Annotated in this window: 1 pseudogene; it reads right to left on the bottom strand. The window is 53.0% G+C overall.

Annotated elements, in window-relative coordinates:
* Positions 1–49: 49 nt before the first annotated feature.
* Positions 50–266, bottom strand: a pseudogene (locus AC0L3B_RS39625) (recombinase family protein); the annotation flags it as partial.

Genomic DNA, 266 nt, shown 5'->3' on the forward strand with positions numbered 1-266 from the left:
TGTGATATCGGAATCAGTGCGACGCGATCACGCGAGGATGATGGGACAGTCATTGACGTGCCTCCTTCAGCGAGCAACGCGCAGCAAGTCCATCAAGTACGTCCAGCGTTGCAAAACGGTAACTGTCTATTAAGGGGCTGTTTTCTTCGGACATTTTTCGCGGCCACGCCCCCATATCCATACTGGGGATGAGGTAATAGTCCCGCACTTGTAGATTTTCGTGCTCCATGCGTACCGCGATGGTGATGTCGGGTGTCAGGCTGTTT

Source organism: Bradyrhizobium sp. Kon56 (genome assembly GCF_055807635.1).